The sequence below is a fragment of the Hyphomicrobiales bacterium genome, from assembly GCA_016710435.1.
Lineage (GTDB): Bacteria > Pseudomonadota > Alphaproteobacteria > Rhizobiales > Aestuariivirgaceae > Aestuariivirga.
Window position 1 is genome coordinate 1 of record JADJVV010000049.1, and the last position, 23897, is coordinate 23897.

General features: G+C 28.4%; 31 protein-coding genes. All 31 read left to right on the forward strand.

What is annotated here, in order from left to right:
• Nucleotides 1–78: 78 nt before the first annotated feature.
• Nucleotides 79–339 carry a hypothetical protein gene (locus IPM06_22230; protein MBK8773128.1) on the forward strand — a complete coding sequence of 87 codons (261 nt, stop codon included), beginning with the start codon at nt 79–81 and terminating at the stop codon, nt 337–339.
• A gap of 96 nt (nt 340–435) precedes the next feature.
• Nucleotides 436–720 carry a hypothetical protein gene (locus IPM06_22235; protein ID MBK8773129.1) on the forward strand — a complete coding sequence of 95 codons (285 nt, stop codon included), beginning with the start codon at nt 436–438 and terminating at the stop codon, nt 718–720.
• A gap of 34 nt (nt 721–754) precedes the next feature.
• A complete protein-coding gene (locus IPM06_22240; GenBank protein MBK8773130.1) occupies nt 755–2116 on the forward strand; it encodes a hypothetical protein in 1362 nt (453 codons plus the stop codon).
• The gene (locus IPM06_22245; GenBank protein MBK8773131.1) at nt 2113–2322 is read left to right on the forward strand and encodes a hypothetical protein; all 210 of its coding nucleotides are present in this window, start codon (nt 2113–2115) and stop codon (nt 2320–2322) included. The genes IPM06_22240 and IPM06_22245 overlap by 4 nt, the downstream gene beginning before the upstream one ends.
• Nucleotides 2323–2342: 20 nt before the next feature.
• Nucleotides 2343–2624: a hypothetical protein gene (locus IPM06_22250; GenBank protein ID MBK8773132.1), complete on the forward strand. Its 282-nt coding sequence runs from the start codon at nt 2343–2345 to the stop codon at nt 2622–2624.
• A gap of 12 nt (nt 2625–2636) precedes the next feature.
• A complete protein-coding gene (locus IPM06_22255; GenBank protein MBK8773133.1) occupies nt 2637–3044 on the forward strand; it encodes a hypothetical protein in 408 nt (135 codons plus the stop codon).
• Nucleotides 3045–4253, forward strand: a complete 1209-nt coding sequence (locus tag IPM06_22260; protein ID MBK8773134.1) for a hypothetical protein — start codon at nt 3045–3047, stop codon at nt 4251–4253. It begins immediately after the preceding gene.
• Nucleotides 4244–4408 (forward strand): hypothetical protein, encoded by a 165-nt coding sequence (locus tag IPM06_22265; protein MBK8773135.1) that lies wholly within the window; start codon nt 4244–4246, stop codon nt 4406–4408. The genes IPM06_22260 and IPM06_22265 overlap by 10 nt, the downstream gene beginning before the upstream one ends.
• Nucleotides 4409–5014: 606 nt before the next feature.
• On the forward strand, nt 5015–6979 hold the full coding sequence (locus IPM06_22270; protein MBK8773136.1) for a phage portal protein: 1965 nt from the start codon (nt 5015–5017) through the stop codon (nt 6977–6979).
• Between the two features lie 17 nt (nt 6980–6996).
• Entirely contained in the window at nt 6997–7161 is a 165-nt protein-coding gene (locus IPM06_22275) for a hypothetical protein (protein ID MBK8773137.1), read from the forward strand.
• Nucleotides 7136–7567, forward strand: a complete 432-nt coding sequence (locus tag IPM06_22280) for a hypothetical protein (protein ID MBK8773138.1) — start codon at nt 7136–7138, stop codon at nt 7565–7567. Before IPM06_22275 ends, IPM06_22280 begins: the two co-directional genes overlap by 26 nt.
• 140 nt (nt 7568–7707) lie before the next feature.
• Nucleotides 7708–8613: a hypothetical protein gene (locus tag IPM06_22285; protein MBK8773139.1), complete on the forward strand. Its 906-nt coding sequence runs from the start codon at nt 7708–7710 to the stop codon at nt 8611–8613.
• Nucleotides 8614–8631: 18 nt separating this feature from the next.
• Nucleotides 8632–9693 (forward strand): hypothetical protein, encoded by a 1062-nt coding sequence (locus IPM06_22290; protein ID MBK8773140.1) that lies wholly within the window; start codon nt 8632–8634, stop codon nt 9691–9693.
• A gap of 69 nt (nt 9694–9762) precedes the next feature.
• The gene (locus tag IPM06_22295) at nt 9763–10011 is read left to right on the forward strand and encodes a hypothetical protein (protein ID MBK8773141.1); all 249 of its coding nucleotides are present in this window, start codon (nt 9763–9765) and stop codon (nt 10009–10011) included.
• A gap of 8 nt (nt 10012–10019) precedes the next feature.
• Nucleotides 10020–10190: a hypothetical protein gene (locus tag IPM06_22300; protein ID MBK8773142.1), complete on the forward strand. Its 171-nt coding sequence runs from the start codon at nt 10020–10022 to the stop codon at nt 10188–10190.
• 11 nt (nt 10191–10201) lie between these two features.
• The gene (locus IPM06_22305; protein MBK8773143.1) at nt 10202–10981 is read left to right on the forward strand and encodes a hypothetical protein; all 780 of its coding nucleotides are present in this window, start codon (nt 10202–10204) and stop codon (nt 10979–10981) included.
• Entirely contained in the window at nt 10978–11292 is a 315-nt protein-coding gene (locus IPM06_22310; protein MBK8773144.1) for a hypothetical protein, read from the forward strand. The genes IPM06_22305 and IPM06_22310 overlap by 4 nt, the downstream gene beginning before the upstream one ends.
• A 4-nt stretch (nt 11293–11296) precedes the next feature.
• Nucleotides 11297–11896 (forward strand): hypothetical protein, encoded by a 600-nt coding sequence (locus tag IPM06_22315; GenBank protein ID MBK8773145.1) that lies wholly within the window; start codon nt 11297–11299, stop codon nt 11894–11896.
• Between the two features lie 4 nt (nt 11897–11900).
• Nucleotides 11901–12413 carry a hypothetical protein gene (locus tag IPM06_22320; protein MBK8773146.1) on the forward strand — a complete coding sequence of 171 codons (513 nt, stop codon included), beginning with the start codon at nt 11901–11903 and terminating at the stop codon, nt 12411–12413.
• Entirely contained in the window at nt 12410–12994 is a 585-nt protein-coding gene (locus tag IPM06_22325; protein MBK8773147.1) for a hypothetical protein, read from the forward strand. Before IPM06_22320 ends, IPM06_22325 begins: the two co-directional genes overlap by 4 nt.
• 11 nt (nt 12995–13005) lie before the next feature.
• A complete protein-coding gene (locus tag IPM06_22330; protein ID MBK8773148.1) occupies nt 13006–13173 on the forward strand; it encodes a hypothetical protein in 168 nt (55 codons plus the stop codon).
• 38 nt (nt 13174–13211) lie between these two features.
• Nucleotides 13212–13829 carry a hypothetical protein gene (locus tag IPM06_22335; protein MBK8773149.1) on the forward strand — a complete coding sequence of 206 codons (618 nt, stop codon included), beginning with the start codon at nt 13212–13214 and terminating at the stop codon, nt 13827–13829.
• Between the two features lie 115 nt (nt 13830–13944).
• Nucleotides 13945–14520, forward strand: coding sequence for a hypothetical protein (locus IPM06_22340; protein ID MBK8773150.1), 576 nt, complete (start codon nt 13945–13947; stop codon nt 14518–14520).
• Nucleotides 14521–14552: 32 nt separating this feature from the next.
• Nucleotides 14553–14798 carry a hypothetical protein gene (locus tag IPM06_22345; GenBank protein MBK8773151.1) on the forward strand — a complete coding sequence of 82 codons (246 nt, stop codon included), beginning with the start codon at nt 14553–14555 and terminating at the stop codon, nt 14796–14798.
• Between the two features lie 8 nt (nt 14799–14806).
• A complete protein-coding gene (locus IPM06_22350; GenBank protein ID MBK8773152.1) occupies nt 14807–17074 on the forward strand; it encodes a hypothetical protein in 2268 nt (755 codons plus the stop codon).
• A 246-nt stretch (nt 17075–17320) separates the two neighbouring features.
• Nucleotides 17321–18574 (forward strand): hypothetical protein, encoded by a 1254-nt coding sequence (locus IPM06_22355; protein ID MBK8773153.1) that lies wholly within the window; start codon nt 17321–17323, stop codon nt 18572–18574.
• Between the two features lie 28 nt (nt 18575–18602).
• Nucleotides 18603–19085: a hypothetical protein gene (locus tag IPM06_22360; protein ID MBK8773154.1), complete on the forward strand. Its 483-nt coding sequence runs from the start codon at nt 18603–18605 to the stop codon at nt 19083–19085.
• 1 nt (nt 19086) lies between these two features.
• Nucleotides 19087–21378 carry a hypothetical protein gene (locus IPM06_22365; GenBank protein ID MBK8773155.1) on the forward strand — a complete coding sequence of 764 codons (2292 nt, stop codon included), beginning with the start codon at nt 19087–19089 and terminating at the stop codon, nt 21376–21378.
• Nucleotides 21379–21383: 5 nt separating this feature from the next.
• Nucleotides 21384–22631 carry a hypothetical protein gene (locus IPM06_22370; GenBank protein MBK8773156.1) on the forward strand — a complete coding sequence of 416 codons (1248 nt, stop codon included), beginning with the start codon at nt 21384–21386 and terminating at the stop codon, nt 22629–22631.
• Nucleotides 22632–22982 (forward strand): hypothetical protein, encoded by a 351-nt coding sequence (locus IPM06_22375; GenBank protein ID MBK8773157.1) that lies wholly within the window; start codon nt 22632–22634, stop codon nt 22980–22982.
• A gap of 493 nt (nt 22983–23475) precedes the next feature.
• A complete protein-coding gene (locus tag IPM06_22380) occupies nt 23476–23733 on the forward strand; it encodes a hypothetical protein (GenBank protein ID MBK8773158.1) in 258 nt (85 codons plus the stop codon).
• The last annotated feature ends 164 nt before the right edge of the window (nt 23734–23897 follow it).

The window sequence follows — 23897 nt, forward strand, 5'->3', positions numbered from 1 at the left end:
AACTAATAAATAAGCGTGGGTATATCAAGCAAAATAATTAAATTTTTATCAAAACAAAAACCAAAATTATAAAAAAAAATGAAAAAGATAATCGTAAACAATAAAATAATAACTACTTCTTTATTTTTAAAAAATTTAGTTGAGTTGAATAATAAAGGCAAATATAAATTTATAGATCAAAATAATTATGTTACAATAGGAGTTGAAGACACTTTTAATTTTAAAAGGTGCCATGACTTTTTTTTAGAATCCATATGTTTGTTTTTTGGAGATAGCTATGAAAAACCGACATTATTAAAACCAACAAAAAAACGTGGGTATAATAAGCAAAATATATAAATTTTAATAAATTTAATTTTAAAAAATATGATAAATAAAAAAAAATTTAAAGATCGAAATTTTATAAATTATAATGCAAAACTAAAATATTATTATATGTTTTTTATTTTCATAATAATTTTAATCGCCTTCGTAATGGCGTTAAGTGGTTGCAACTCGCAAATTATAACAATTGAACAGCCTTTTGTTTTAGCAGTTGACAAATGTTATTGCCAAAAAAAAATAACTGATAAGATTTTAATTCAAAACGATAGCGGTTATAAATATATGTTTAAAGATTTTGAAGGATATAAAACTTTAACAACTGGAGAGGGATTTGATACGACTTCAATAGGGACTTATTTGGTTGGCGAATGGTATCAAAATATAATAATAAAATAAACAAATAAACAAAAAACAAAAAACAAAAAACAAAATGAAACTAAAAATAATTCTAATAATTTTAATAAATTTATTAAATATAAATTTTACAAAAGCTCAAAAAATAATTATATCAAATTATAATGATTCGGCTAATTTGCAAATATATAATGTAGCAGATTTAAAATTTCAAATAAAAAATAATAATTTAATTTCTAAAAGTTTTAGCAATTGGAATAAAAAAAATTTAGGAGATATAATTTCAATTAGTTCAATAAATGACAGTTTATTTTATGCGAGTAATTCAACTGCAATTTTTAAAATTAATGCAAAGTCTGGCGAAGTTTTAAAATTTTTAGATTTAAAAAATAATCAAATTAATTTTTATAAAAATAATCTATTTGTTTGTTCAGATTTGCAAATATATAGAATAGATTCAACCGCTCGAATTGTTCAGACATTTGAATACCTAAATTATAAATTTACTTCATGTTTTTGCTATCGTGATAGGTTATTTTTTGCCGTATTAGGGGAAAGTTATTTACTCCCCTCTGACATATATACTAATACTATTTATAGCACTAAATTAAGCCCAACTGGTGCAATTTATTATGATAATATAAGAGTTGAAATAATTCCTTTTGGTTTTAAAAATACTAATTATTCAAATCCAATTCGCAAAATCAAAATTAAAAATGATACACTTTTTTTTATTGAATCAAATTATAATAATTATTATAACAACAGATTAATTTCATATTTAAAAAAAGATAGTAATTTTACTTTTTTAAAATTTTACGAAATTGGAGAAAAAAGTAATTTTAGTAATGGTTTGGCAATTTACGAAAATTTAATAATTGCAACTGGTGGTAATTTAATAAATTCAAATGATACCAATTTATATGGTTTCAAAGTCTTTTACAATAATAATAATGATTTTTATTTGCAAGATATAGACAAAGATTTTGTAAAAGATGATAAAGGCAAAATTGGAGATGTTGAAATATTACAAAATCAATGTAATGAATTTATAAATTATGATACAATTAAAATAAAATCTCAAAGTCAAATTTTAACAATACCAATAAAAATTATAGCTGATAGTAGTTTTAAATTATTTGCAGAGTTTAATAAATTAGACTTTGATTTAATTTCAATCTCAAATAAATTAAATGAGAATTTAGAAAAAAATTATTATGAAAATAATAAAAAAATTCTAGTTGAAATTAATGTAAAAGATTCAATTATATTTATTGATTTTGAAGTATTTTTTAATGAAAATAAAAATAAAATAATAAAATTATTTACTAAAAATTGTTGCGACACCTCAGTCATTGAAGTGTCTTTGTTAGGGTGTAATTTTGAAAATAGAGATATAATTTTTATTAATGACAAATTAAAATTAGCAAGAAAATGACTAACATTATTAAAATTATAAATCATGAATTTTTAATTTTAAAAGATTCGAGTAAAATAAAATTTTGTGAAATTAATTCAAAATATAAAACTAAAATAATTGTAAATTATATTTTAAAAAATAAAAATGAAGATATAGAATATATAACGGGTGCAATTATTGAAGAAATTGAAGAGCGAATTTTTATACGTGAAATAGAAAATTAATAAACAAACAAACAAACAAAATGAGTGAATTTAAAAACGAACAGAATAAAGGTGCTATTTTCGTAAATGACAAAAAAGGGAACGACAAAGCTCCTAATAAAGTTGGTAAATTTGTTGATGATTATGGGGTCATAAAAAAAATAGCAATTTGGGAAAATATCTCAAAAAATGGTTTGAAATATGAATCGTTTATAATTAGCGACTATATAAGCATGAATTTGGAATTAAACAAAATTTCGTTTATTCCAAAACCTGATACAACTGAAACGATAAATGATAAAATTAATGAGATGCCTTTTTAAAAGAAAAACGTTATGGCGAATAAAGAAAACATTGAATTAAAGGTTGTTAAAGTTGCGCCGCCGCCGCAGCTGACACCGTTTAAAGTTGGCGGCGTCCAACCAACAAGTCAAGCAAAAAAAGATGGTTGGCAAAGACGCAGGGAGTTAAAAGATTCAGCACAATTTTTTTTAAATTTACCTTCAAGAAAATTGACTTATGGCGGTGTCGAATATGAATTAAATTCGCAAGATGAGATTGCAAAAAAATTGATTGAACTCGCACAAAAAGGTAATTTAAAAGCTGTTGAGTTGCTAACTAAAATTATGCCTAATTGGTCGGCGGTGCAAAAAACTGAAAATATTAATATGGATATACCTTTCAAAGTTGTTACAGAGTTTAAAGATTTTCGAACTGATTTTAATGAAAAAAAATTAGAATAAATGTTAACTTTAACATGGAACTGGCGAGCGTTATATAATGCTTTTTTTGATGAGGCAAAATTTGTCTCAATTGTTGCAGGTCGCAGAAGTGGCAAGACGTTTAACGCGTTCCAGTGGCTTATTAGTGAACTATATGTAACAAACGCCCACACGGCTTTGTGGGTCGATACAGTCCATAATAATATAGAGAGCTATGTTGAACGATATTTGCTGAATGGCGAAGGTGACAAGTTTATACCTATTTTGAAAAATTGTGGAGCAAGTTGGAATAGTCAAAAAAAAATATTAAAACTTAATAACGGTGCATTTATCCAATTTGGTTCTGCTGAACGCCCTGAACTATTAGAAGGGTTTGAATATGATAGAACTGTAATTAATGAGGCCGGAATTGTTTTAAAAAAACCACAACTATGGCAGAACTCAATTGAACCAATGACGAAGGGGATTAACTCTAAAGTTAGATTTATAGGGACTCCAAAGGGCATGAATTTGTTTTATCAATTATCTAAAAAAAATAACGATAGATATAAGAGCTTTAAATTTAGTGCTTACGATTCTCCTTACTGGTCGAATTTTGAACTAAATGAAATTAAAAAAAATGTTCCTGAAATCATATTTAGACAGGAATATTTAGCAGAGTTTATTGAAGACAGTGGCACAGTTTTTAGAAATATAGAAGAGGCAATTAGCTATGATGAGAGGGTTAATTTTGATTTTAGTTCTACTTATTCGATCGGCGTAGACTGGGGTCAAAGTAACGATTACACGGTAGTAACGGTGATTGATGTTGCTACTAAAAAAGTTGTTGAAATCGATAGGTTTAATGGTATAAGTTGGGAAGTCCAAAGAGGTCGCCTGATTGCTTTAATTGATAAATATAAACCTATCGCAACGGTTGCTGAAAAAAATTCAATAGGAAGTCCGAACATTGAGGCGTTGCAAAAATTAGGGTATAATATAACCCCATTTGTCACAACTCAAGCAAGCAAATCTACAATAATAGAAAATTTAATATTTGCTTTTGAAAGTAAAATTATTAAAATTCCAAACAATGATATTTTAATAAATGAATTAAAAAATTTTGAAATGTACAAAAGTAAGAATGGTTTATTCTCATACTCTGCACCACAGGGGGAGCATGACGATACAGTTATTAGTTTGGCACTTGCTTACTTTGGGTCAATGGAAATAAAAAAAGCATGGTACTAATTTTAAAAAAAAATAATATGGAAAATAACGGAATAGCTATTTTAATCGACAAAATTAAACTAGACAAAGAGTTAATGATTTTAGATATAAATTTTATTGCTTTTAAAGAATTTTTGAAAATAATAAATGAAAAAAAATTAACGCTGAAACAGTAGATGTAATTTTATTTAACGAAATAAAAGAGATTATAAATAATATAATTAAAATCAAAATTGAAATAAATTTTTTAAAAAATAATTTAAAATATAATAAAGAAAAATGTTAATAATTAATTTTATAAAACAAATATATGTTCTTCTGCAAAATCAAAATGAAACAATTAGATTATGGAATTTATTCAAAAAAAAAATTAAATTTTAGTTTAAAAATGCAAAACAATGAGAATCTAATTTCAGATAAATACTATTTGAATATTGATGGACTGGTTTGTAAGTCAACTGAATTAGCAACAGTTATAAAGTATAAATTTAATTTTATTGAAAGGTTATATATCCGATATAATTTAAAAAAAATTAGTAAACTATTAACTGCTATTGATAAAAATAATTTAACTACACATGTCCGAAATATCCAAACAATTTTATAAAAAAAAATGATTACAATAAAAAAATATAAATGCAAGTTTTGTAAAAATGAATTAATATTTTTAAAAACTGAAACACATAATAAACATTTATTTTTTTGTACAAATTGCAAACAAGGGTTTAAAAAAAATAATTTATTTATTTTAAACAAAAAAAATAATATACATTTAAAATAAAATGAATATAATTCAGATTAAAAAATATAATGCAATTAAAAATAATGTTAACGAGTTTAAGCCGTTTAAAAATAATAAATTCCTTACCACAAGCAAAAACAAAAGTGAGTTAGAAGTCGCAGGGCGTGATATTATGTATCGAGCGATCAAAATGATAATGGACAATATTGGAATTTTAGAAAGAAATTTATTTTATAAAGACATTAAACTTGATAGTTTAGAAATTGCAAAATCTTATAATTTGGAATGGGCTTTTGAACTTTTTAAAAATATTAACCCGTATAATACAGATTCTAAATTTTTTGGTTTGATTGCCTCAATGTATCTGATTACTGGCAAATCGGTTATTTGGTTGCCAAAGTATGGCACTCCGTACCCTATTCAAATGTTAGTCCTAGATAACCGATATTTAACGCCAATTGCTTTTGATAATTTTAAGAATATAATAGCTTACAAATATAATTTAAACGGTCAGCAAATAGTTATTCCAACCGATGAAATTTGTACAATAACAAATAATTTTCCCACTGAAAACGCAGAAACACTATATACAGAGGGATACGGAAGTGTTACAGCTTTAAAAGAGGTTTTTGAGAATCAATATGCACAACTTGAGAAAATTAAAAAATACTTTAAACACGAAGGAATCTCGCCATACGTGATAAGTTACCCTATAGGTGCAAGTCCACTTGATGCAGGGGGTAAGCAATTCATTCGTGATAAATTAAGCGAACTTACTGGTTACCAAAATGATGCAATAATTTTAAGCGAGGGCGGTCAAGTTACACCACTCGTAAGTAGTGGTCGGGACGATGTAGCTTTGGCAAACACTATTTTAGGAGATATAACTCCTGCAAATTTAATTAGTACGGTTTTAGGGATTCCAAAAAGTTTATTAACGAATGAGCATACAAGTTACCACGATGCAAGAGATTCTAGATTGATATTTATTAAGGATACGTGCGAACCAATTGCATGGCAAATTAATGAAACACTCCAAAAATACTTAAACCAATTTGACGAAAATCTAACAATTGGGCACACTCCTTACATTTATGACGACCCCGATGAGAATCGTAAAAATGAATTGCATTTATTATCAACAGGACAAATAACAATAAACGATTTAAGGAAAAAAAATGGTTATGAAGAGATTGAAGGGGGAGATATTTTGATAACTGAAAGTAAATTAAAACCATTAATTCAAGCTGAAAATTCTTCTTTACTTTTTAAAAATTACGAACAAAAAAAAAAAAAATCAATTGAAACAGAGTGGGAACAAATTGACAATTTTACCAAAAGTTTAGAAAGTGATTTAAAATTAAAATTGGTTAAATTTTATGATGAAATTGAAAATGATTTATTAAATAATTTAGGGATTAAATTTAAATATAAATTTGATAAAAATAAATGGAAAAGGAATTTAAAAGAATCTTTGAAAAACCCTTTAGCAGATATTTCAAATAAAGTAATAAATAAATTTATTGATGAATTAAAAATTGATACAGATGAAAATTCTATTTTAGAAATTGTAAAAAAAGGTGTTGAAAATTCAACTAATTTAATTTCATCAAATGGAATTGAAACGATAGAAAAGGAATTAAAAGAATTGTTAAATAATAATTCAACTTCAACTGAAAGCGAATTAAAAGATATTATTAAAAATAAATTTAAGACAATAAAAACAAGTAGAGTTGACACAATTGCAAGAACAACATCAAATAATAATTACCATTTTATTCAAGATATAACTTTGAAAGAATTAGTACCGAACAAATACAAAAAAAGATGGAGCAGTGAAAACGACGATGTCACACGACCAAGCCACAAGGTAGCAGATGGACAATTTGAAAACCCACAAGGGTTATTTTTAGTAGGTGCAGAGATGCTACCCTACCCTACGGGGGGCAGTATCGCTAGCAATAATATAAACTGTAGATGTGTTTTGTTAATCCGTCCAATTTAATTTATTTGTAAAAAAAAATGAAACTAAAAGATATAAAGAAAATTGAGATTGAAAAAGTTTTTGAAAAATATTATAAAAAAAATGATAAAGTTAAAGCGTTAAAAAAAACTGCTGAGGAGTTAGGAATTTGCATAAACACTATTTACAATGTGCGAAATGATAAAGGGACAAAAAAAAATTAAGCAGTTAAATATTTTGCCAGAAGATGGAATTTTACTTTGTGACATTCAAACTATCTTTTCAGACTATAAAGGCGAGGTAACTGCAACTGGTGAGGATGTGCAAGGGTTTAAACACAATATTAATTTAGATATTATAAATAAAATTAATAAAATAAACAACGGAGTTAATCTAACACCCTTAGGATATTTAATATACAATTACAACGATGGAAATTTTGCTGAAACAAAAAAAATTGTTTATTCAATTTCGGAAATTGATAAAATTTTGGAAAGTGTAATCGACTTTTACGAAAATTTAGAAGGTGGTTCAATTTACATAAATAGAGATATTACTTTAAAAAAATTTGGAATAAAATATCATATTTTTAAAAAAATATTTAAATACTACAATGTAAAATTTCCATAAATTTTATAATAAAAAAAATCACAAAGCACTTATAATAAGTGTTTTTTTTTGTTTAAATAAAAAAACAATTTTCACTTTTTGCAATAAAAAAAATAGTATCAAAAATCAATTATTAATTTTAAATAAAATAAAAAATAATAATGAATATTACTTATAAAGGTGAGGCAGTTAAATTTGTTGAAGATACTAAAATTAAAGGACTTGCCGTAAAATTTACAACAAGTGCTGACCCTGATTTGTATTTTGATTTTTTTACTTCTAATTGCGATTTTGGTCTTAGTTTAAATAACACTTTACCAATTTATTTTAATCATTGTTTTGATGGAGTTTTAAAAACTGCAAGAATCGGAGAGGCTAAATTGACAAAAAAAAACGATGGAATTTTTGTCGATGGTTTCATATATAATTTAAAAAATTGTCCTACCGATTTAGACAGTTGGAGTAAGCAAATCATAAAGGAACGTGCTGAATATATTGATATAATTTTGAAATTAATTGAAGACGGAAAGATGGGGTATTCAACTGGCTCTGCACCGCATTTAGTAAAAAAAAAATCATTTGAAAATGGTACAAATGAAATTACTAAATGGGATATTGTTGAATTATCAATAACCCACACACCAGCCGAACCGCGTACCTATGCGACAAAATCAGCAATAAATGATAAATTTGATTGGTCGCAATACCTTAAAATAGGTGCTAAAATTTCAAATGAAACTGCGACCTCTTTAATAGATTCCTTAGAAAATTTAAATAAAGTAAAAAAAACTATTGAAACTTTGCTAGCAGAATATAAAAATATAAATATAAATATAAACAAAATTAAAATGGACGGAACAACTACAGATTTAACAAGAGTAATCGATTTACTAACTGCAAGATTTGATGCGGTAGAGATGGTACTGTTGGAAATTAACGCAGGCGTAGCCTTATTGTTAGAACAAGAAACAAAAGAGGCACTAGAAGAGGTTACAGAGGTTACAGAGCCTACAGAGGCGATTATGACTGCTGACGAAATAATAAAAAAAATAAATAAATTAATCTAATAAATAACAATAAATAAAATGGAAAATATTAACAAACTTGTTGAAGACACGATAATCGCAACTAAAACTGAGATGCTGAAAACTCACAAGCCTTTTGACAACTCTATTAAAAATGAAAATGAAACATTAAAAAGTTTTAATGTTTTACTTCCTAAAAAAAATGATTTATTTTTTAATAATGGAAATTTATTTGAACCAAGAAGTACGAGTGCGATTGATGTAAAAGCAGTTGTTCAATCGGGCGGTTTCAATACGGGCGGAACTAACTCGCCGGGTAACTATGTTGGAACTCAATACCCTTATATAGGCGATGTTGCGACAACTCAAGTTATCGACAATATGAATTATACCTATTTGTTAAAAACTCAAAAGATAATAAACACTTTAGGGTCAACCGAAGAGACTCAGTCAAAACCTGAGATACCATATAGCTACACTCCTACGGCAGGCAGTTTGCTAGCATTTGCAGGTAGAATAAATTTTACACGTCAGGCGTTAACTGAAATAATGGCACGGGGGATGGAACAATATCATTATAATGTTTTATCTAATAGTGTTAAACAAAGTATGTCTAAAAGTGCCATCCAAGAGATAACAACGGCGATAACTCAAACGGCAATTTATGGAACAAACGGGGACACTTTAGCAGATTTGTGCAGTTACGGGGTGGGTGTTTTAGCAGACCAATTAGTTACACCGGACACCTTGTTTATTCACCCTAAAAACTATGAGGCATTTAAGATGACAAGAACAAGTTACGGATATCCATTTTTAGGTGTAGAGGCGTTACCTTCAACAATAACTAAACTTGTCGTCGCACCTTATGTGCCCGTTGCAACTGCGTTACTTGGCGATTCAAATGAATTAAGACTATTTGTAAACGAATCTTTAATTTTAAGCGGTGAAACTTATTCAGACGGAGCGATTATTACAGGGGGAAGGAACTCTACTGATATTGAAAAAAATTGCTATACTTTTGTTGGTGAAATTTTTGGTAGAACAATTTTAGAATTTCCAAACGCGTTTGTAAAAATAACTGGACTTTTAACAACTGCAGGCTGTCTAGCACCGTGCGTATAATTTTATTTTAAGCCCTCTTATTAAATTTGTAAGGGGGTTGCATTTTTTTTGGTAAATTAATTTTTAAATATGGATAATTCTAACTTTGCTTTATGGGTTTATCGAGGGATTACAGTCATATTATTAAGCATTGCAGGGTATTTAGGTGCAAACGTTTTGACAACTGTAGAGAGCCTAAAAACAACAATGGAGACTGTTTTGACCACTATTAAATTTCAACAAATTGATGTAACTAAATTAGAAAAGAGAATTGAAAATTTAGAGTTAAAAATTGAATATTACAATCAAAGAGACCATACTTTTTACAAAAATAAATAATTAAATATATGGAATGGATTAATCAAAATTTAGCTACTTTAGTGGGTGCAGGTTTAACGCTTTACGAAATAATTGCACGTCGTAAACCGACAAAAAAAGATATTTCAATTTTATCTAATTTGATAAAAGTTGTAAGTATTATTTTGCCGAATAAAAAGACTGGTGAGGGTGTACACTAAATTTATTTAATATGTTTATCCATGTCATTCCAACAGATGAAATTGATTTACATAGTAAAGATATTTTTTGTATCTGCAAACCTAACATATTCGCAGAGGTTGAAATTATTATAATTCATACACCTTTTTTTAGTGAGAATTATTCTAAAGCAGAGCTATTAGATTGGGTTACAAATGTTAAAAATAACTTTATAAAATTGACAATAAATAAAGACATATTTTTTAAAGAATATAAAAAAAATTTTAATGGAATTTTAAATAAATCTGTTGAAGGTCTTAGCAATTTAATCGAACTTTGTAACTTTAAAAAACCATTTGACGATGTAAGGCAATTAGCTTATTTTTTTGCAACAATCAAGCATGAAACAGCTTTGAGTTTCAAACCGATTAGAGAGTATGGCAACGCAAATTATTTTATTAAAAGATATTTTATAAACCCTATTCAAAGGCGGTGGCTAAATAATAAAAGTAGTAGCGATGCAGTCAAGTACTGTGGGCGTGGTTACGCTATGATAACAGGGCGTGGCAACTATGAAAGGTTTGCAAAATATTTAAATATAGATATTATAAATAAGCCAGAACTGTGCTTAAAATCTGAGGTTGCTTTTGATATTTTAGTTTATGGCTTTAAAAATGGGGCATTTGCACAGGGTCATAATATAGACTATTACATAAACGAAAACAAATGTAATTATTTAGATGCTCGTAAAATTATTAATGGAACTGACAAAAAAAATTTAGTTGCAAAATATGCTACAAAATTTGAAATTATATTAAAAAATTCTATATGAACAATCTAACTAGAATTATAGAAGAGAAAGGAATAATCGAAAGTGCTAAGGAAGTTTTTTTGAACAAAAATCAAATTTTTGAAAGTTATAAAAATAAATATTTTGGCGACAATGAAATAAAAGAACTTGCAATTTTAAGGCTTGAAATATGTTCAAATTGTGATTTTAAAAAAGGGGCGCAAGAAATTGGCAACTCGTGGTTTTGTCCAACTGGAATGGGGTGCAGTTGTAGCCTTACGAATAAAGCACACAATTATAACAGTAGATGTAAAGAGGGTAAATGGGACGTTTTAAAAACATTTAAAGAATAAAAAAATGTTAGTAAGTTTAAATAGATTTAAACAATTTTTGGATATAAAATTAGACAATATTTTACAAGATGATTTGTTAAATTTTATTTTGAATCAGTCAACTAAAATAATTGAAAATATTTGTAATCAAAATTTGATAGAATCAAATCAAACAATTTATATCGAACCAACGGCAAATAAAAATTATATAATTTTAAATTTTAAAGAGACTCCAATTGAAATTATTACAAGTTTTAAAAAAGATAAATGTGGGGAGAATTGTAGCGAATGGACTGAATTTAATATTTGTGAAATTATAAAATTAAATAGCATATATAAAATTATAGGTACAAATTTTACAACTGACAGTTACTACAAATTTAACATAACTCAAGGGTTTGAGATTGGCGATGTACCTTATGATTTACAGCAAATTTGTTTAAAAGTTGCAACTTATATCTACAGGTCGCAAAGAGGTGGACAAGGTGGTGGAACAGTTGGTATTAATTCTAAGTCTGAAAGCAGTTCACAAGGTTTAACTTACAGTGCCTCTTACACGTCAGAAGATGAATTTTATAAAATGATAAAAAACGAATTGATAAAATACACTATTGTAAGCTGCTAATTATATGCAAGATATAAATGATGTTGAAGGTTTAAAAATTAATATAAGCAGGTTATTTGATTTAACTATAAAACAAATTGAAATTTTATTTAATGCTTATGCAAATGAAAATTTTTTAGATGGTGAGGGAACAAAAAAAAAATTAGCTATAAGGACAGGTAAGCTCGCAAGGAGTTTGATAAAAGGCAAGGATGGAAATATAACTATTATAAAAAAGACCCCTGAAACGCTAACAGTTGAAATCGGTACAAGTCTAAAATATGGGCTGATTTGGGAATCGGGTTTTGATGCTTACAAAGTTGCATATACAAAAAAACAATTAGGTTTTTTATTCGCTAAATTTAAAAAAGAAGGTACTTTAAACGCTAATAAAAATAAAAATGCAGATGGATATATTCATAAAAAAAAACAGAATGCACGTCCATTTTTATCGCCAGCAAGAAAAAAAATTGAGAGCGAAGGGTATGCAATTATTGAAAAATTTTTTATTAATGAATTGAATAAATTGTATAAATGAATTTAACTGAAAGTATTAGAACTTTAATAAAATATTTGATTGAGAATAATGTTACAGATTGCAACGCGTGCACAAATAATTTTAATGTGTGTGATTGTGATAATGTAGATGGGGAAGCCTCTATGGTCGCTCCTGGTGATGTTTTTGCAAGTTGTGTAAGTATTTACTCAGTACCAATCGAAAAGCGAATAAATAGCCAAACACTAACAAATGAAGGTGCTAATTTTTATTACAATTCGAGTGCTAAAGTTAGCGAATTAAGTTGGCAGATTACATACAGATTTAAAAGCGAATTTGATACTAATTGTACAGGCAATTTAAGGGTATTAACTAACGATAACAGAGAAAAATTAAAATGGCAATTAGAACAATTTGAATTGTTAAAATTGAATGATAATTTAACGCAAGTTCAAACACTTTTAAATTTAAATAATGATTTTTATTGTGGACAAATAGACGCGTTAATTATTGATGACGTTTTGTCAAGTTATTCAAATGAACGGGAGTTGACAATTGGGGAAGTAGTAATTTATTTTAAAACTATACACACTGAATTATCAAATAAAAATTTGAACTTATAAATAAAAAAAATATGAAAATAAAAATTTTAAATATGCCATTTAGTTATAATGGTAAGGAATACGAGGAAGGACAAATTTTTGAAGTTCCTGACAAATTTATAGAAAGTTTGGAGGCAACTCCAGCAATTAAATTTGAGATTGTGAACGGCGAAAAAATCGAAGGCAAAAAAATACAATAGTAATTTAACAATTCATAAAATAAAATTTAAAAAATATAATGGCACTAGGAACAAGTCGTATAGCTTTAGGGCAGAACCCACAGGGTAGTGATTATGTGGCAGTTGCTGAATTTAACACAACAACTCAAGTTATTACAGGGGCGTGGGAGTTTTTCCCAATTGTATCAGATTCATCAACAGACTTTGAGGATAGCAATAGTGCAGGCACGACATCAATCGAAGTCGTAAGTGAAAGCGGTGCTAAAACAAAATTTGACCCATGCTCTGACTGTGTTGACGGGGGCGGTTGTGCGGTACAAAGTGGCTCATTTAGTTTCACAACTTTGCAAAGAGATGCTCCTACCATGAATTTGCATGAAACTATGGTCAATAAGTATTTTGCTTTTATAAAACTAGGCAGTTGCTCCCTGGTTAATGGCAAAAATCAATGGACTGCATATATTGGTAAGTTTGTTAATCCAGGAAATAACAAACACAAAGGGCAGAGCAAAACAGTTAAATTCAAAGGGTATACACATACTGCTGCAATAACAATTTTAGGGACTGCATGTGCTTTAGTTTTCAAAGGGGCAGGCACGTGCGCAACCGTAACGCCGCCTGACATAGTCATTCCGTGCGGAAATTTTACACATACTGTAGATATTACACCTGCGTAATTTTTTCGCAAAAATATAAATAAAATATAAAAATCAAGTACAGTAATTTTTAATTATTTTTGCAAAATAAAATAATTTTTAGTTACTGTATTTTTTTTTAAAATAAAATAAACAAATGGAGAAAAAAGTTGAAGAATTAGAATTTAAGTTGCCTGATGATTTATTAAAATTTACGGCAATAAATGAAGAAGGTAAGGAGGTTATTTATACCTCATTAAGCTACACTGCGCAAATGAGTTGGAATCGAATTAGTAACATTTATAAGTTAGGGATTTCGGATATTTTGCCTTCAATTATAAATCAATTAAATAGTAATTCATTTAATGAAATAATTGATAGCTTAAAAATTACAAGTCAAATTGATAATTTAAAAACTGTTAAAATTTCAGAAAATTCAGTTTTAAAATCATTGATTGAAACCATTTACCAACTCGTAACAAGTGACACTTTACAATTTATTTTAGCATTTTTATTTTATAAAGAAACTGAAAATGAATTTTATTTTAAACGTGAGAATTTAATAACTAGCGATAGGCTTGCGGAAGTTTTGCAGTGCCCTCGAGACCTTGCAATCGAAGTAGTTATGCGTTTTTTTTATTTGACTTTGTCACAGGACATTGTGAACAGTTCCCCTACACACACCTTGACAAAGCAACTTTTGAAGAGATTTTTGAAAGTGAAAGTGAAATAAAAATTAACAATTTAGTTAGAGATATAACGGGTTTGAGTGTTAATGAAAATTATGAAAATTTAGACTTTATAGATTATGGCGATGGTGAATTAACACCAATAAACTCATTAAATAAAATTTGTTGGCAAGAACGAATTTTATGGAATCTAGTAGAAGACGATGCCCTAAATTTTAGCAAACTTTGCAATGATGTTAGTTTTTATAATTGCTTAATTTCATTTGAAAAAAAAATGAAAAAATCTGTGATTGAAGGTGTTAAAAATTTAAAAGATAGTTAAAAAAAAATATGGCAAATGTAAAAATAGGGTTAGATATATCTGAATTACTGTCAGAACTAAAAGGGTTAAATTCTAAAATTGATGCTCTCACAAAACCAATTTTATTTAAAACTGAATTTGATAGTAACGAGTTAAAAAATGGGATTGAAAAAATGCCCACTCGAGTTGGCAAAGATGCTGAAAACGCAGGTGAAAAAGTAGGGAAAGATTTAAAAAAAGGTATAAAATCTGAGACCGATACTTTTGGAGATTTATTTAAAAATGCTTTGTCATTTGCAGGTGGGGGACTTATTGCAAGCGGTTTAAGTGGGGCATTCAATGGAGTTAAAGAGGCACTCAAAGCAGGAGACGACGCCGCTGATAGGCTTACGACCTCGTTTCAGCAAGCAAAATTAAGCGGTAAAGGTTTAGCGGATGAATTAGCACGGAGTGGGCAGAGTGCTAAAGGTATTAGTAATGACTTTGCACTTCCCGTAAATCAAATAAAAGGCTTGCAGGCTCAAGTAGCCTCGTTTGGGGGGATTACGGGAGAGATGAATGATAGACTTGTAAAATTATCTTTAGGTGCTGCGAGTTCCTTAGGGTTAGCACCTGAGGCACTTGCTAAAATGATAGCTAAAGCGAACGATCCGGAACAAGTAGCAGGCTTAAAAAAAATAGGTATTGAATTTGAAAAAAATGCAACTATTGCAGAAAAATTAGCGGTTGTTGAGGCGAAATTTGGCCCAACTGTAAAAGCCTCAATGGAAGGTACACAGGATATTTTTGGAACTTTTGAGAGAATTAAAAACGCGGTTACAGATGCTTTTGTTCAAAATGTTTTACCATTACTTGACGAATTTAATAATTATTTGCAAAAATTATTTATAAAATACAAACCTGAAATAGAAAGTTTTGGACTGGTTGTAAAAAAAATGGGTGAAGTTTATTTTAAATTATTTTCAGAATATTTGAAAATAACATGGGATATTTTAACATCAATTATTAGCACAATATTTGAGCTTAGTTCCTATTTTATTAAATTAGGGGCGTCGATATTTGGCTTTAATACGACTGCAAAAGATTCAAATTTAGTTCTTGATATTTTAGGCAAATTATTGAACTACGTGGCTCTACAAATTTCAAATGTTAAAGTAGTGATTGAGGGAGTAAAGGGAGGTTTTAATGAATTAATCAATTTAGGCAAAGGTTTAATAAATGTTATAAAAAATATATCATTTGACAATATTGGCGAGAGTTTTAGTAAATTAAAAAATTTGATATTTGGGGCACCAAGCAAAATTATTGATAAAGTTGCAGAGAGTGGAGGCGATAAAGCAAATGAAGAAAATTTTAATCGCAGTTTAGAAAATTTAAAAAAAATAGATTTAATAAATAAATTAATTCAAGAGAAAAAAATAACTTACCAAGATGGGTTAAATGTTTTAAAAGATTTTGCGACTAAGTTCGGAAATATTAACTTACCTAATTTAAAAGGTGCATTAGATGAGGCACAAAGCCGTATACAGCCCTTTGAAATTAAAAAAGCATTAGTAACTAATACTAGTTCTGAAAGTTCGTTAAAGACAAAAGAGGCAGGAGCAAAAGCAGGAGAGAAGGCAATTGTAGATTTTTCAGAGGCATATAAAAAAATGGTTATTGAGTTAAATAATCTAAATCAAAAAAATACAATTGAACTTGACCCAATCAAAATCGAACTTAAAAAAATTGATACAACAACTGTAAATAATTTGCAAAAAAGTAATGATGAGTTGGCAAAAGAACTTGAAAAAATTACAGTTGCAAATGAAAACGAATTTAAAAAAGCACGTGAAAGATTTTCAAAAAGTTTGGAAGCAAAACAAAAAAATGATAGTGAAAATTTAGAGAATTCAAATGAGAAAGACGTTAAAAAATTGCAAGAAATGGCGAATAAAAAAGCGAAAATAAATGCTGAAATTTTGCAATCGCAAAAAGATATTATAAACGCTGGCGACGGTGCTATAATTAAATTAAAAATAAGTGAGGTTGGCGAAGATGGAATTATAAGATATACTGATAAAATATTAAAAGGTAAGGAAGCAATTCAAGAGTTAATAAATAAAAACAATGAATTTAATGAAGGTTTAAAAAATGATTCTGACAGACAAAAATTTATAATTATAGAAACTGACTTATATAAAAAACAAATTGAGGCGGTTCAAAGTTTGAATAAATTCAAAGAAGAAAAAATAAAACTTGAATTATTAATTTTAGAAAATGATAAAAATCAAACTGCAATTTCTGAAAAAAAATAGAACAGCAAAAAATAAACCAAGCAAAAGAATTTATAACATTTATTGAGGGAACTAAAAAATTTATTGAAGGTAAAAAAGCAATAGAGTTAGAATTATCGAAAGGGTGAAAATGACCCTAACGCAAGTTTTTTAAAATTAGAAACTTTAAGAAAAAATGTAATTTTAGGCTTACAATTTGATGACCCTAAAGCAAATGAAATTTTAAAATTAATAACAGAAAAGCAGTCAAAAGATAAAATTAAGCTATTGATAGAACTAGACAAATTAGCGTTTGAAGACGAAATAAAAAAAATTGAAAATGAAAACCCTATTATAAAATTAGGGGTTGATTTTTCTGAAATTTTTTCAGATGAAATTTTAAAAGTTGGTGAAAAATTACGCGAAAATGAAAATAAAAATGTAGAAATTGATAAGGCTAAAAAAATAGATTCTATAAAAAAACAAAAAGAAGAGTTAACATCACTTTACAAAAGTGGGGAAATATCTGCTCAAAAATATCATGATAAAGTTTTAGAAAATTCAAAAAATTTAAAAGATGCAATTTCTGAAAGTACTAAAAAAAGTGGGTCTCAAGTCGGTGATTTATTTTCACAAAGTTTAAGTAATACATTTAAAATTTTAGGAACTAAATTTAATGACGAAGCCACGAAAGGGAATGAACTTTATAAGAAAAATCAAGAAATAATTTTAGGAAGTTTAGTAAAACAAAAGGAACTCGAAAAAGAAGGCAAACAAAATACAAAGGAATATATAGAGCAAAAAAATATTCAAAAAAAATTAGAAGTAGATAATAATTTAATTATTGAAGACAGTTTAAAAAAGGTAGGTACTGCGGTCGCATTAAATTTTGCGAGTATGTTGACTAGCGGTGCTAATTTTATTGAGGCGAGTGGGGAAGCTTTTTTTAAAGGTTTGGAGGCAATGATACCTACATTTGTCGCTTATATTTTTGGCAGTAGTTTTCTCGCAGGTCCTTTGGGTTGGTTGGCGTCGGCAGGCACTACGGCGGTCTTATATGGACTTTTAGAAAGTGCAAGAGGAGCAATTCATCACCATAGCGAAGGGGTCGTAGGACTTACCAACTCTAGCAACAAAGGCAAAGCAAATAATAGAGATACTATCCCGGCGATGCTCGAAATTGGCGAGTCTGTTATAACTGCTAAGGGTACTTTTGCTAATGGAAATAAAGATTTGTTCAATTGGATTAACACAACTGGTGGGAGTGCAATTGATTATTTTAAAAATGATAAAAATTTATTAATTGATAATAAAAATTATACAAATTTAGTTAATCATAATAATATTTCAGATTTAGAAAAAATGTTTGAAAAACAAAACGCAATTATAAAAAATTTGCATAAAACTTCAAATGAACATCAAATTTTATTAACCAAAATAAATGATAAAATGACTGCAAATAATGTTAAAATTTTAGCACCCGATGGGTCAAAGATAAATGATATTTTTAAAATGGATAAAAAACGAAATTTAAGTTTATAATAAAATGAGTTGTATAAATTATATAGAGTTGGAATTCGCTACAAATAGCATATTTACTTTACCTTCGCCAACTTTAAAAAAAAAAATATACGTTGCAGGGGTTACGCCTTCAATGGTTGCAGAAGGCGAAAATTTGAAATACGTTGGAGGTTATTTTCGTAAAAATAATAATTTTAGATTAAGTCTTGATGTCAAAACTTTAGGGTTTGCAAATATCGATAAGGACAGCGATTGTTGTGATATGTGCCAAGACTATGGAGATTATTTAGAGTTATCAAATTTAATAAAAAATTATAAATATATGCGAATTTTGTCGGCAGTTTTGCCGCGACAAAATGCAACACCTTCGCAAGCTATTCGAACAAGTTCGGCAAACCCATTTATTAAAATTCCTATGCCTGTCGTGATTGAAGGGGGAGGGTTGCCTAAATTATCAAACAACTGGGCGGTAGGAATAGAAGACTTGAACTTTACTTTAATAGAATTAACACCAACTGCTGACGGCATATAAAATGGCACTTTCAGAAGAAAAAACATATTTTATTCAATGGGTAGATTTACATCCTAATTCTAAAAAATTATGGAGATTGGAAATTTTTTTTAGAGTAGATTCGCTATCAACTTCTCGCGATTGTACGGCAGTTGAATTGCCGAAGGGTTTTATTTTAAATTGTGAACTTGAAGGCGGTTATGACAAGCGTCCAATAGGCATGACAAAAGCAAATGCAATGAGTTTAGAACTAGATATAAAGCTACTAAACAATTCATCACCCGAAGGTAACTCGCATTGGGTTGAATTAAAAAGACGGATTCAAAAAGGTCAAAATATTACATCTCACCCATTTGGTTTAGCACCTTGTTACACTTTATTCTCAACAACAAATCTAAGCGGTGCAGATGGTTGGAAGGTTGAATTTCAAGGAGTTCAAAGGGGACGACCTAGTAGCGAATTTACTATAACGAATGCAGGGGAGTTAAATGCTAATTATAGTTTTAAAATTGACGTAATTTGCATTTTTAAATTTTGTGCTGAACAAATTTTAAACACTTTAATTAGTAGCGGTTTTACTCTTGAAAATTTTCCAAACTATATAAAAAGATATGATGTTGTTTTTGATTATTTTTTAAATGAAATCGGGGCACAATTCAACGGTAAAGATGAAGTTTATTCAGTTGCAAAATTAAGCAATGCAACTGATAGCGACAATTACTATCAAATTAATGAGCTTTCAAATCTTGCTTTTTTTATACATTTTTTAAGATTAGAAATTGAAGGGATTTACAGGCTTTACACTTCGGACAAAGGAGGGTTAATTGAAGGCTGTGTAATTGGTAGTACCTTACAATTTGAGAGCCTTACAAGTGATTTAAATGGTATCCCGTACACTTACAATCCAATATCACATCCGTTATTAATTGGTACAACTTTTAAAACCGCTACGCCTTTTGATTATTTTAAATTTTACGAGCAAAACCCTAATGTAACTTCAACAAATAGTGTATCATATCAAATTCTAAAAGACAATTTTGCCAGTATAGATTTACTTTATTTTATATCAAGGAGTGGCGTTATTGATGGCGGCGTTATGAAAACAAATAAAGGAATTTTAAACATTGAATATGATGACAATGGTACTTCAATTTCACGCGACGGCTTGAATAATGCTTATGATATGCTTTCAACTTTTAGCGAAAGTTGTGCAACTACTAAAGTGAAATATCGAACTTCAAAAGATTTAAGTTTAGTTTTTTTGCCAATTTATGCAAGCGAATTAACTCCAATAAAATCAATTGATATTACTCAAATTATGCAAAATAATTTGAGTATAAAAATTAACGGAAGTTCTATTTCCGACGCTAAAATTTTAATAAATGGGGGAAATGGTAGTGATATTGTTGAACATCATTTTAAAAGACATGGGGGTGAACTTGAAGAGGATTCTAGTAGCCGTTTAACATTCCACAATATGCCTGACAGTCCAGACGATGAAAGTCAAATGAAGCAAAGTTATACTATTCATTTCCCTTCTATCGTAGTAACAGAGGGGTTTTATGGCAATATAGATGACGATGGACGCGATGAATCTACTGAATATATTGATGAAACGCACTTTAAAAAAGATGTATTAACTGGCTGTATTAAATTATTTTGGTTTGTATTTTGGGATATTTATCATGGTACAAATTTTATCGGTTTAACAAACAATTCGTTAAATCTATGGAAGTTATACTATAAGAGAGCTCTCCCTCATATATCTTGGGGTCAGTATAATTGTGACGATGGAACTTTGGGAGAGGTAAGTGTTCCTTACGCGGTTGAAAATAGGTCTTGTATGATTAGACCTCACTCACAATTTAAATTTTACACACCGAACTATTACGGTGCGGATGTCAATGGTTTTGCAGATTTCCCAAGTGTTAACGATTCAAAAATTTATACATATGATATTGTTTCTCCCCCACTTGATGCAGACCCTAGTGTGAAAGTTTGGCGTGATTTAGAGTTTGGACAGATTTTATTTGAACAGCGTCAAATGTGTTCTCCTAGTCAATTGGCTAAAATAATCCACAACCAATTCAATAACACTACTGAATTTAATTTTGAGTTATCCTCACAAAATATTAGCCTAAACGATATTGGGGAAATTTTTAATTTTACGAATGGAGGCAGTCCGTTAACTTTAGCAAATTTAATAAATGACGATTATTTGGGTGATATAAATTTATCTAAATTAAGGCTAATCAAAGTTAAAATTAATGCAAATACAGGTAATGCGACTGGGGTTTTTCAAACTTTTAAATAAAAAAAATGAGTGCAACAAATAAAGAATTTAGGATTGGGCGGATTAATCAAGATAGATTGTGGGCTGAAAAAAAAACAAGTGCAAAGAATGCAATTTTACGAAATAATAATAATTTAGCAAACACCGCAAACCTTGACACTCCAACGGCTAGAGCGATTTTTTCAGATACTAATATTAATAATTTAGTAATTGATAGCTCAATGAATTATGTGGGTAATTATCCATTTTTTTTGACTACAGATTTAAAAAATAATTTAAATATTTTGCCAACTCCTGATGATGGAGAATTTATTTTATTTGATAAGGATTTTTTCAGAACGAAATATTTAGCTGAAGGGAGTTTAAAATTAAAACCTACAAGTAGCGGTACAAATGGAATTGCAGGGTTTAAAATTGCAAAAGAAGGCTATTACAATATCAATTCAATATTTGAAATTGAGGCAAGTTATATGAGTGAAGTTGTTGATTGGGCGGACAAGTGTAACACCTCCGAAGTTTGTTACAATACCGCCCCTGATTTTTGCTGCGAGGTAGGTCCGACCTTATGTTTTAGGTACAAATGTACCGATAATCCAACACTTTTAAAACATTGGGAAGGTGATGTTTATTTTTGTAATACGCTATATTGGGTCGCGTTAAATGGTGATATTTTAGAGGCTAACAACTACACCGTTACACTCCCCGAAAGTTTAGCAGGTTATATTGAAAGTAAGCAAAATATTTTGATTACACCCCCTCCAATCCGTGACGGTGAGGGCGTTCCTGACAGCTTAATAATTGGCGGAGGGCGTTTGTCAAAGAGTGGCACTGGAGGATCTAGGCATAGATATGATTTATACTCATATTATTGCAACTCTGCTTATTGCAGCGAATGCTGCTGCTATCCAAACCCTTGTGGGTTATGGTTTGGAAGTGGTTTTGGCGGTGTTACAAGTGGGGCTGCTATTCAAAATGATAACTGTTGCACTAAATATTTAAGAGCTTATTTCAATGAAATTTTAAACGTCAATAATTGTTATTCAAACAATGGGAGCGATATTTGCACAAGTTTTTACAAAGAAAAAAAACAAGATAAGCCAAGTTTGGCTTTAAAAAAAAATGATGTTATTTTAGTGTTTGCGGATGTCAATTATGAGACTGGAAGCGGTCTAAAATTTACAACTTTAGGAGTTCCGACGCCGATAAATGTTACTACAAATCAGACATACATTGGTGGGAGTTTTTCAATTCATAAAACAAAAACAACTTATTAAATGAAAATAAAAAATATAGATGATTTTAATATTTATAAATCTTTTAAAGTTGGTGAAAGATTAGAGATTTGTAGAGGGTGCGAATTTAATTCTAAAATATATTATGGTGAAAATATAGGAAATATAAATTTTAAAAAAAATTATAAAGCAGGCGAAAATTTAAACCCATTAGAACACTGTATAGATTGTAATTGTGTTATTATTTATGAGGATGAAGGCAAAGTATATGATGTAACCGAAAAATGTCCACGAGGCAAGTGGGGAGCGATGCTAGAAGAATATGAACTTGAGGAGTTGAATGCTTTTTTTAATTCTAATAATAAAAAAAATTGTAATAGTTGCAAAAAATAAATAAAAATAAATAAATATATATATATATATAGTATCTTTGTTTTTAGTTTTTTGTTGAGCCTGCAAAATTAGGGGAGTTTTGCAGGTTTTTTTATTGCCAAAATGAATTTAATAATTATTTAAAAAAAACTTTAAATTATTTTCATCAATAAACCGCATTTTTATTAAAATTTTAAACATTACAAAACTATTTTCATTTTTTTAAAAAAAAACTTGCATTGTATTAAAATAGTAGTTATATTTGTACAATAAAAAAAACGAGTTACAAAACAAACAAAAAACAAAGGTAAAAAAAAATGACAAAGACAAAAGAAGTTTATTTGACAATCGAACAATTTAATAAAGACCTTGAAGACTGTTTAACTATTGTTAGAGAGCCTTCTAAAAGAAGACCATATTATATCTGCCTGTACACTTCGCCATTTGCACTTTACAAATCAATAATTCATATTTACATTAAAAAATAAATTAATAAACAAAACAAAAAACAAAAATGAATACAATCTATATTGAAAGCCTAAATATTGAAAATAGGATCAAACATATAAGAAATTTAATCTATGATTTGGAAAATGCAGATGATATAATAAAAATTGTCAATTATATTGGAGAATATACAGATGGTGAATTTTCTTCAAATTCAAAAAAAGAAATTATTGAATTTTATTTTAAAAGTGTGAAATCTTTACAAAGCAAATTAGGAGATTTTGAAGAAATTTTTGAAGCGATCAAAAAGGGGTTAATTTCTTGATTAATTAATAACAATTAAATTTTAAATAAAAAAAAATGTACTATATAAAAAAAATAAAACTTGAAGAAGAACAAATAAAAAACAACATTGAAATTGAAAATAATTATAATAAATTGATTTCAGATAACAAAAAAATAGATCTCTTTTATAAAATTTTGATTATA